This window comes from Streptomyces sp. NPDC006798 (assembly GCF_040635975.1).
Lineage (GTDB): Bacteria > Actinomycetota > Actinomycetes > Streptomycetales > Streptomycetaceae > Streptomyces.
This window is the reverse complement of record NZ_JBEYIS010000105.1, coordinates 1-9,858: the sequence shown is the minus strand read 5'-3', so window position 1 is coordinate 9,858 and position 9,858 is coordinate 1. Positions and strand designations below refer to the sequence as shown.

Sequence of the window (9,858 nt, the reverse complement as noted above, 5' to 3'; positions counted from 1 at the left end):
TTTTGGGGTATCGCGTGGGGTGGGCCTTTCCCGCAACCACACACACACCCGGGCGTCGCGTACCCGCCACTGGGGGCGGGGGGGGGGCGCCCGCCCCCCCCCCCCCCCCACGGCCCGGGGTGCCCATTCGGACACCGCCGTCCGGTGGGCGGGCCCGGCGAACCGCCGCCGGGCCCGCCCACCGGCGTCGTCAGGGCCGTTCCGTCAGCTCGCCGGCGATGAACTCGGCGAGATCGTCGAGACTCTGACCGCCCAGCATCCGGGCCAGCGGCACCGTGACCGCGTACTCCCGCTGCACCTCACTCCGCACCTCGGTCGCCATCAGGGAGTCCAGCCCCTGACGGCTCAGCGGCTTACGGGTGTTCAGCCGCCGCGCGGGCAGCGCCAGCACCTTGGAGACCCGGTCCGTGAGAAACGCGCGGACCGCGTCCGGCTCGCTTCCGGCGCCTGTCGGTATCCCTCCGGCGGCGGCCCCGTCGGGCGTGGCAACGGCGGCGGGAGCGGGTGCCGGGACCGGAGCCGTGGCGGCGACCGTCACGGGTACGGGCGGCGCCGGCACCGGCGATATCCGGACCGGGGGAGCGGTCACGACGACCGGAGGTACCGGCACCGGACCGGCGGCGGCCGGAACCGGAACCGGCGTTGCGGGAACCGCCACCGGCGCGACCCGGCCCGCCGGACCACCCCCGCCCAGGACCTCCGTCAGCAGGGCGTCCCGCGCGGCGTCCGGATAGGCCGCGCCCCACCGCTCCCAGTCGACGGCCAGCACCGTGACCTGCCCGGCCCCCTCGCCCTCGGCGAGCAGCCGCTCCAGTACGGCGATGCCCTCCTCCGGGGTGAAGCTCTCCATGCCGTTCGGCGCGAGATCCCGGCCGTGCTCCGCCGCGTACCGGGCCACCATCCCCACGGTCGACCAGAAGCCCCAGTTCACCGAGAGCGCCGGAAGACCCAGGGAACGGCGATGGTGCGCCAGCGCGTCCAGGCCCGCGTTGGCGGCGGCGTACCCGCCGAGCCTCGGGGAGCCGAGAACGGCCGACGCCGACGAGAACAGGGCGAAGAACTCCAGCGGCACCCCGTCCAGCACCCGGTGCAGCGCCCACGCGCCGGTCACCTTGGGCCGGACCATCGCGTCGAACGCCTCCGGCGTCAGCTCGGCAGCCGACACCAGATCGATCACCCCCGCCGCGTGCAGCACCCCGCGCACCGGCGGCCTGCCCTCCTCGGCGAGCCGTCCCAGCAGCGCCCGCAGCGCGCCCTCGTCGGCGACGTCGACGGCGTGATACGTCACCCGGGCCCCGGTCCGGCCCAGCGCTTCGACTACCGGGCCGCGGGCCCCGAGCGGACCGCGCCCCAGCAGCACCAGATCCCGGGCGCCGCGGTCGACCAGCCATTCGGCCAGCCGCACCCCGATGCCCCCGAGCCCGCCGGTGATCAGATACGTCCCCTCGGACGCCCGCCACACGGCGGCCTCCACCGCTCCGGCACCGGCCGGTCCGGATACGGCCCGTTCGGGCGCCGGACCGGCGGTCTCCCCGGCACCGGCCGTCCCGGCCGCCGGGTCCAGCCGGACCAGGACCTTCCCCACCTGCCGTGCCCTGGCCATCAGCCGGAACGCCGACTCGACGTCCGCCGCGTCGAAGACCTCGTACGGCAGCGGCTCGATCGCCCGCCCCTCCACCAGCTCCAGCACCCGGTCCAGCAGCGCCCCGGCCCGGTCCGGCCGGTTCCGCAGCATGTCCACCAGATCCATCGAATGGAAGGCCAGATTCCGGGAGAACGGCTCCAGCCCGATCGGACTGTTCCCGATCAGATCCCGCTTGCTCATCTCGATATAGCGGCCGTACGGCGCCATCAGCGACAGATTCCCCGGAATCGCCTCACCCGCCAGGGAGTTGAGGACCACGTCCATCCCCGCGCCGCGCGTCGCGTCCCGGAACTCGGCCACGAAGTCCGTCGACCGCGAATCCGCCACATGCCGGATCCCGAGCGTCTTCAGCAGCGCCCGTTTACGAGGGCTGCCCGCCGTCGCGAAGATCTCGGCACCCCGCCACCGCGCCAGCTGGACCGCGGCCAGACCGACACCCCCGGTCGCGGCATGGATCAGCACCCGCTCCCCGGGCGCGAGACCGCCCAGCTCGCAGAGCCCGTAATAGGCGGTGAGATACGCGGCCGGGAGCGTCAGCGCCTCCTCGACGGACAGCCGGGACGGCACCCGCGCCACCAGCCGGGCATCGGCGACCGCGTGGCTGGCCAGCGCGCCCTCGGTCAGCGCCACGACCTCGTCGCCGACCCGGACCCCGGCCGCGCCGGGACCCAGCGCCGTCACCACACCCGCGCACTCCCAGCCGAGCGGCGCCCCCGCCGGAAGCCCCGGATAGGCGCCCATCGCGGTCAGCACGTCGCGGTAGTTGAGCGCCGCGTGCGTCACCCGGATCTCCACCTGGCCCGGACCCGCCGTCCGGGCCGCCACCGGCACCGGACCGACCTCGTCCAGTACCCCGGCCGCACCGCCCCGGATCTCGTACCGCTCCACAACCGCCGGGGCGCCCGTACCGGAGGACGATCCGTGCTCCCCGAACGTCGCCCGGCGGACCAGCCGGGGCACCCGGCGCGTCCCGTTCCGGAACACCACCTGGCTCTCCCGGTCGCCGGTGGCGAGCAGTTCGGCCGCGAGCAGCGCCGCGTCCGCCTCACCGGCCCCCGGCGACAGGTCCACCAGGGCGCACCCCCACGCCGGATACTCCTGGATCAGCGCCCGGCCGAACCCCCAGAGCATCGACTGCCCCACCGACACCGGCCCCGGCGCGTCCGGCACGTACTGCGCGCCCTCCGTGACCAGACAGAGCCCGCCGACCCCGCCGCCCGCCTCGTCCAGCGCCCGCACCAGCCGCAGCACACTGTGACAGCCCAGCGACTGCGCCCGGGCGAGGGCCGCCGCCGGATCCACCGCCCCGTCCGGATCGGCGACCGCACGCGACCACAGATGGACCACGCCCGCGCACTCCGACCCGTCCGCCGCGCCGCCGACATCGGCGAGCAGCCTGCGGTAGTCGTCGGCCGAGCCCGGGTCGATCCGGTACCGGTCGGGTCCCGTCCGCTCGTACGCCGTCCCGGCCTCCACCAGCACCGCGCGGCCGCCCAGCCGCCCGGCGAGCGCCGCCGTCCACGGGCCCCCGTCGCCGAACAGCAGCCAATAGCCGTCCCGGGGTCCGGCGGCCACCGCCGGGGGAGCCGCCCGCCACACCAGGTCGTGCAGCCCGCCACCGAGCCCCGGAGCCGGCGGCCGGGGGATCAGGAACCGCAGCGCCACCCCCTCCAACTCGGCCACCAGCGCGCCGTCGTCGGCCCGGATCTCCACCGTCCCCACCACCGCGTCCGGCCGGACCTCGGTCCGGACCGCATGGCTCCACACCGGACCCTCCGGCCGCCGGTGGAACCGCACCCGCCCGATCCCGCCCAGGACGAAGGCGTCGTGCTCGCTCCCCTCGGCGAATCCGTCGGTGGCCGCCGCCAGTGTGTGACCACAGGCGTCCAGCAGCGCCGGATGGAAGAACTGCCGGGCGTCCGCCGCGTCCACCGACGGCGGTGCCACGATCCGGGCCAGCGCCTCGCCGTTCCGCCGCCACAGCGCCGCCACGCCCTGGAAGGCGCCCAGCCACTGGTTGCCCTTCTCGGCGAACCGCCGGTAGAACTCCGCCCCCGACAACTCCTCGCACCGGGCCCGGATCACGTCCCGCGACTCCCCGGGCCGGTCCACCGCCCCCGCCGGGCCCCCGGGCAGCATCCGGCCGCTGACGTTCCGGACGAACTCCGGCTCGTCCCCGTACCGGCTGCTCACCTCGAACGACCACACGCCGTCCGGGCCGTCCGGCGTCAGCGCCACCCGTACCACCGGCGGCTCCTCACCCGGCGGCAGATAGATCGCCCGGTGGTACGTGACCTCCTCCAGTACGGGCACCGCGCCGAACGCCGCCGCCCCGGCCGCCGCCACCAGCTCCACATACGCGGTCCCCGGCACGATCACCACACCCTGCACCTGGTGGTCGGCGAGATACGCGTTGGCCGCCAGATCGACCGTGCCCTCCCAGACCGGATCCGTCCCCGGCAGCCGTGCCCCGAGCAGCGGATGGCCCGCCGCGCCGCCCGGTGCCGGTGCCGGTGCCGGTACGGAACGGGCCGCGCCCGCCGTCTCCGGGAACCAGTACCGCTGCCGCTCCCACGCCGGACCCGGCAGCCGCACCGCGGGCGGCACCGGGGCGAACAGCCGCCCGAAGTCCACCGGATGCCCGCTCAGATGCACCGAGGCCAGCGCGTCCAGCAGGGTCGCCGTCTCCGGCTCGTTCCGCCGGGTCGACCCCACGACCAGACCGTCGCCGCGCGCCCGGTCCGCGTACTCCCGCATCGCGGGCACCAGGATCGGATGCGGGCTGATCTCCACCAGCACCGTCCGGCCCCGCTCCAGCAGCGACTCGATCACCGGCCCGAACCGGACCGGCAGCCGCAGATTACGGCTCCAGTACTCGGCGTCGAGCCCCGAGCCGTCGACCGGCTCCGCGTCGACGGTCGAGTACATCGTCACCTCGCCCGCCCGCGGGGAGACCGACTCCAGCGCCTTCAGCAGCGGCTCCCGCAACGGCTCCACCTGCGGCCCGTGCGAGGCGAAGTCCACCTGTACCAGCCGGCAGAACACCCCCCGCTTCTGCAGGGCGACCAGGATCTCCTTCATCGCGTCACCGTCACCCGACAGAATCGTCGACGACGGGCCGTTGACCGCCGCCACACAGACCCGGCCGCCGTACGGCTCCAGTTCGCGCTCCGCCTCGGCCGCGCTCAGCTCCACCGACGCCATCGCCCCGCCCCGGCCCGCGACCCGCTTCGCCAGCGCGCTCCGGCGGCAGATCACCGCGGCCCCGTCCGCGACGCTCAGCGACCCCGCGACCACGGCCGCCGCCGCCTCGCCCATGCTGTGCCCGACGACCACGTCGGGTTCCAGCCCCCACGACCGCCAGACCGCGGCCAGCGCCACCTCCATCGCCCACAGCGTCGGCTGGACGACGTCGACGCCCTCCAGCGCGCCCTCGCCGTCCGTCAGCCGCTCCAGCACCGACCAGCCGGTCTCCGCCCGGATCGCCGCATCGCACTCCTCCATCGCCCGGCGGAACGCCGGTTCGGTACGGAGCAGCTCACGGCCCATCCCCACCCACTGCGACCCCTGCCCCGGGAAGACGAAGACGACCCGCGCCCGTTCCTCGTAGACATCGTCCGCCGACCGCGGCGCCGGACCCGGCTCACCGGCGAGGAACGCGTCGATCCCGTCCACCATCTCCCGGTGCGACGAGCCGACCAGCGTCAGTCTGCTCTCCCGGTGGTCCCGGCGCACCGCCGCCGACGCGCAGACGTCCCGCAGCGGCAGCGCGCCGCCCGCGCCGTCCTTCGACAGGAACTCCCGGTAGCCGGCGGCCACCCGGCGCAGGGTCTCCGGCAGATGCGAGGAGAGCGCCAGCAGCTCCGGACGCTCCGCCTCCGGCGGACCGCCGTCCCGCGCCACCGCCGCGGCCGGTTCGTGCGCCGCCAGTACCAGATGCACATTGGTACCGGAGATCCCGAACGCGCTCACCCCGGCGAGCCTGGGCCCCGCCTCCGGCGCCGCCCACTCCTCGGCCCGCTGCGGCACCCGCAGCGGCAGCGACGGCCAGTCGACCGCCGACGTCAGCTCCGTACTGTGCAGACTCGGCGGTACGACCCCCCGCTCCAGCACCATGACCGTCTTGATCAGCCCGGCGATCCCCGCCGCGCCCTCGCAGTGCCCGATATTCGTCTTCGCCGAACCCACGAGCAGCGGCCGGTCCGCCGCCCGGCCCTCGCCCAGCACCGCCGACAGCGCCCGCAGCTCCACCGGATCGCCGACCGGGGTGCCGGTGCCGTGGGCCTCCACATAGCCCACGTCCGCCGGATCCACCCCCGCGTCCGCGTAGGCCGCGCTCAGCGTCTCGCGCTGCCCGGACTCGGCCGGAGCCATCAGCGCGTCACCGGCCCGCCCGTCGTTGACGGCGGCCGACCCCAGGATCACCGCCCGCACCGCGTCGCCGTCCGCCAGCGCGTCCCGCAGCAGCTTGAGGACGACCACCCCCACGCCCTCGCTCCGGACGAAGCCGTCGGCCGACGCGCCCGCGAACCGGCACCGCCCGCCGGGCGACAGCATCCGCCCGTCGGAGAACGTGATGCTCTCCTCCGGGGCGAGCACCAGATTCACCCCGCCGACCAGCGCCAGCGTCGACTCCCCGGACCGCAGACTCCGGCACGCCATGTGCACCGCCGTCAGCGACGACGAACAGGCCGTGTCGACCGTCAGACTCGGGCCGCGCAGATCGAAGGCGTACGACAGCCGCCCCGACAGCATGCTCGGCGCCGTCCCCGCGTTGGCGTACACATCGAGCACGCCCCGGCGGCTCATGGTCTCCCAGTAGTTGCGGCCCATGGACCCGACGAACACCCCCGTACGGCCCGCCGTCAGCCGCTCCCGGGTCAGCCCCGCGTCCTCCGCCGCCTCGGCGACCGTCTGGAGCAGCAGCCGCTGCTGGGGGTCCATGTGCTGGGCCTCGCGCGGAGCCACCCCGAAGAAGTCGGCGTCGAACGAGTCGATCCCGGCCAGGAAACCGCCGTACCGGGTGATGATCCGGCCCGGGGTGCCCGGCCGCGGATCGTAGTAGGCGTCGATGTCGAACCGCTCGGCGGGCACCTCGGTGATGCAGTCGTCCCCGTCGTACAGCCGGGACCAGAACTCGGTCGCGTCCGCCGCGCCCGGGAAGGCACACGCCAGACCCACCACGGCCACCGCCCGGTCCGGATCCACCGCCCCCACCGGGGTCCGCCCCCGGCGCGCGGCGGGGACCTTCGGGTCCTTGCGGGTCTTCCGGTTCGTCGACCTCGTCATCGGCCGTGTCCCTTTCTCGTTCGTGTCGTGCCGGTACGGCTCGTCCTGGTGCCCGCCCGCCGCGGGCGGGCCGGTCAGATCGCCCATGACGCGGCGGCGCTCATGGTCAGAACGGCGCTGCTCACCACGAAGCCGGGGGCGGCGCCCGCCAGCAGTACGTGATCCCCCGGACCGAGCTGACCGGTCGTCACCAGATGGTCGAGGGCGACCACGTGGTCACTGGCCGCCAGATGGCCCACCGTGCGGCCGAAGTCCCAGGTCGACTTCTCCTCCGGCAGCCCGAGCGGATCGAGGAAGAACTGCCCCACCAGGTACTGGCCCTGGTTGACGTAGATCGCCCGGGCGATGTCGCCGACCTCCAGCTCCGCCTCCGCCAGGGTCCGGCGCACCACCTCGGCCTGGCGCAGCGCGATCAGCTCGTTGATCTCGGCCAGCGGTTTGCTCGTCCGCCCGAAGTGCCGGGCGCGGGCCACCATGTCGATGGTCTCCCGCCCGTGCGGGTCGAACAGCGGCTCGGCGCCCCGGTGCAGCCCCTCCAGCTCCGGGATCACCGACTGGTTGACCGTCCGCAGCCGGGCGAAACCCGCGCCCCGCTCCAGTACCAGGGCGCTCGCCGCGTCACCGATCACGGTCCCCGGCCCGTAGCCCTGCCAGCGGTCGCCCTTCGGGGAGGTGAAGTTGTCGGCGGTCGTCAGCAGGGCCGTACGGCGCCCGGCGTCGGCCGCGAGCTGGCCCACGGCCAGCTCCAGCGCCGCCAGCATGCCGTTGCAGCCCTGGCTGACCTCGAAGACGGCGGCGTCCCCGCAGCCCAGTTCGCGCAGGATGTAGCCGCCCGGATACCACATCTCCGGGCCCTGCCGCAGCACACAGGAGTGCAGCAGCAGATCCACCTCCGCCGCTTCCCGGCCCGCCCGCTTCAGCGCCTCGCGGGCCGCCGACACCGCCATGTCGACGGGCGGGGTGTCCCCGGCCACGAGGGTGCCCGTGACCCCCGAGTCCAGCATCAGCGTCTCGTTGTAGAGGCCCAGCTCGATGGCGCGACGGCTGCTCATCCGCTCCGGCAGATAGCTGCCGAGCCCGCTGAGATAGATGTCCTGAGGCCGCATACGACTCCCTTGTGTCCCTTGTGGCGCTGGAATTTCTGGTGATTCCGGTGTCCGTGGTGCCTGTGGTGTCCGTGAGCTCTCCGGACGGGATGTTCCGGCCGGAGAGCTCACGGCCGCGACGAGAGCCGACGGGCGATCACGGAGCCGATCTCCCGCAGGACCTCCGGCCGGGCCATGCCCAGGTGGTCGCTGTCGACGGAGTGCTCCGTCACCGTGCCGCCGACGTACGGCCGCCACGACGCAGGGGTCGGCGCCCCGGCCTCCCGGCCCTCGGCGGCGGTGAAGAAGAGCACGTCGCCGTCGTACGCGTCCGGCTCGTACCCGTCCATCAGCCGCAGATTGTTGGCCGCGATCCCGACCAGGGCCCGGATCCGCTCGTCGTCCAGTTGCGCGGAGACACTGTTCTCCGCCCGGACGAGACCGAGCAGACCGGTGGGATCCCCGGCGTCCCCGTCCGCCCCGGCCGGATCGAGCCCGGCGTGCTCCAGCAGCAGCCCGACCGGCTCCCGGTCGTCCCCGGCCCGCCCGGCGAACGGCGATACGGGGTACGAGTCCAGCAGCGCCAGCAGCCGGACTTCCTGGCCCGCCCGGCGCAGCTCGGCCGCCATGGCATGGGCCACCACACCCCCGAAGGACCAGCCCAGCAGGTGATAGGGGCCGTCGGGCTGGACCGAACGCAGGGTGCGGACATAGTCCGCCGCCATCTCCCGGAGCGTGCCCGGCAGGGGTTCGCCGCCCTCCGCCGCGCCCCGGGCCTGGAGGCCGTAGAGGGGCCGGTCCGCGGGCAGCCCGCCGAGCAGTGCCGCGTAGCACCAGCTCAGCCCGCCGGTGGGATGGACACAGAACACCGGGGGCCGCTCGCCGCCCGAGCGCAGGGCCAGCAGGGTGCCGAGCGCCGAACCGGGATCGTCGGAATCGGACTCGTCGGAGCCCGTGCCGGTCGCGTCCGGATCGAGCCGCCGGGCGAGCGCGGCGACCGTCGGATGGTCGAAGAGGGTCTTGATGGTCGGCCGGCCGCCGAGAACGGCCTTGATCCGGTTGATCAGCCGGGTGGCGAGCAGGGAGTGGCCGCCGAGCTGGAAGAAGTCGTCGTCCGCCCCGACGCGGGCGACCCCCAGGGTCTCGGCGAACAGCTCCGCGAGGGTGTTCTCGTACGGGGTGCGGGGCGCGCGGCCCGTGGCCCGGCCCGCGAAGTCGGGCGCGGGCAGGGCCCGGCGGTCCACCTTGCCGTTGGTCGTCCGCGGCAGATCGTCGAGGACCACGAACGCGGTGGGGACCATATGGTCCGGGAGGGTGCCGCGGAGCTGGTCGCGGACGGTACCGGGATCGAGCGGGCCGTCGCCGCCGGTGCCGGGGGCGGGGACGAGATAGGCGACGAGACGGACGCCGGAAACCTCGTCGGTATGGGTGCCCGCGACGGCCTGGGCAATCCGCGGAAGGGCCGTCAGGGCGGCCTCGACCTCGCCGAGTTCGATCCGCAGTCCGCGGATCTTGACCTGGTGATCGGTCCGGTTGAGATAGTCGAGGGCTCCGTCGGTGGTCCAGCGGGCGAGGTCGCCGGTGCGGTACATCCGGGTGCCGGGCGGGCCGTAGGGGTCGGCGACGAAGCGTTCGGCGGTGAGCCCCGGGCGGTGGAGATACCCCCGGGCCAGGCCGATGCCGGAGATATAGATCTCGCCGGGGACACCGGGAGGTACGGGCCGCAGGGCGCTGTCGAGCAGTCGGATCCGGGTGTTGTGGTTGGGGGTGCCGATGGTGATGGGTTGGTGGGGGGTGATGGGTGTGGTGAGGGTGGTGCAGGCGGTGGTTTCGGTGGGT

3 protein-coding genes are annotated in these 9,858 nt (G+C 74.5%); all 3 read right to left on the bottom strand.

Going from position 1 to position 9,858, the window contains the following annotated elements:
• Positions 1–190: 190 nt before the first annotated feature.
• Entirely contained in the window at positions 191–6,934 is a 6,744-nt protein-coding gene (locus ABZ714_RS34610) for an SDR family NAD(P)-dependent oxidoreductase (RefSeq protein ID WP_358829342.1), read from the bottom strand.
• Between the two features lie 74 nt (positions 6,935–7,008).
• Positions 7,009–8,040 (bottom strand): ketoacyl-ACP synthase III family protein, encoded by a 1,032-nt coding sequence (locus ABZ714_RS34605; RefSeq protein ID WP_358829341.1) that lies wholly within the window; start codon positions 8,038–8,040, stop codon positions 7,009–7,011.
• Between the two features lie 107 nt (positions 8,041–8,147).
• Positions 8,148–9,858: thioesterase domain-containing protein (locus ABZ714_RS34600; RefSeq protein WP_358829340.1), on the bottom strand; the 1,711-nt coding region annotated here is incomplete at its 5' end.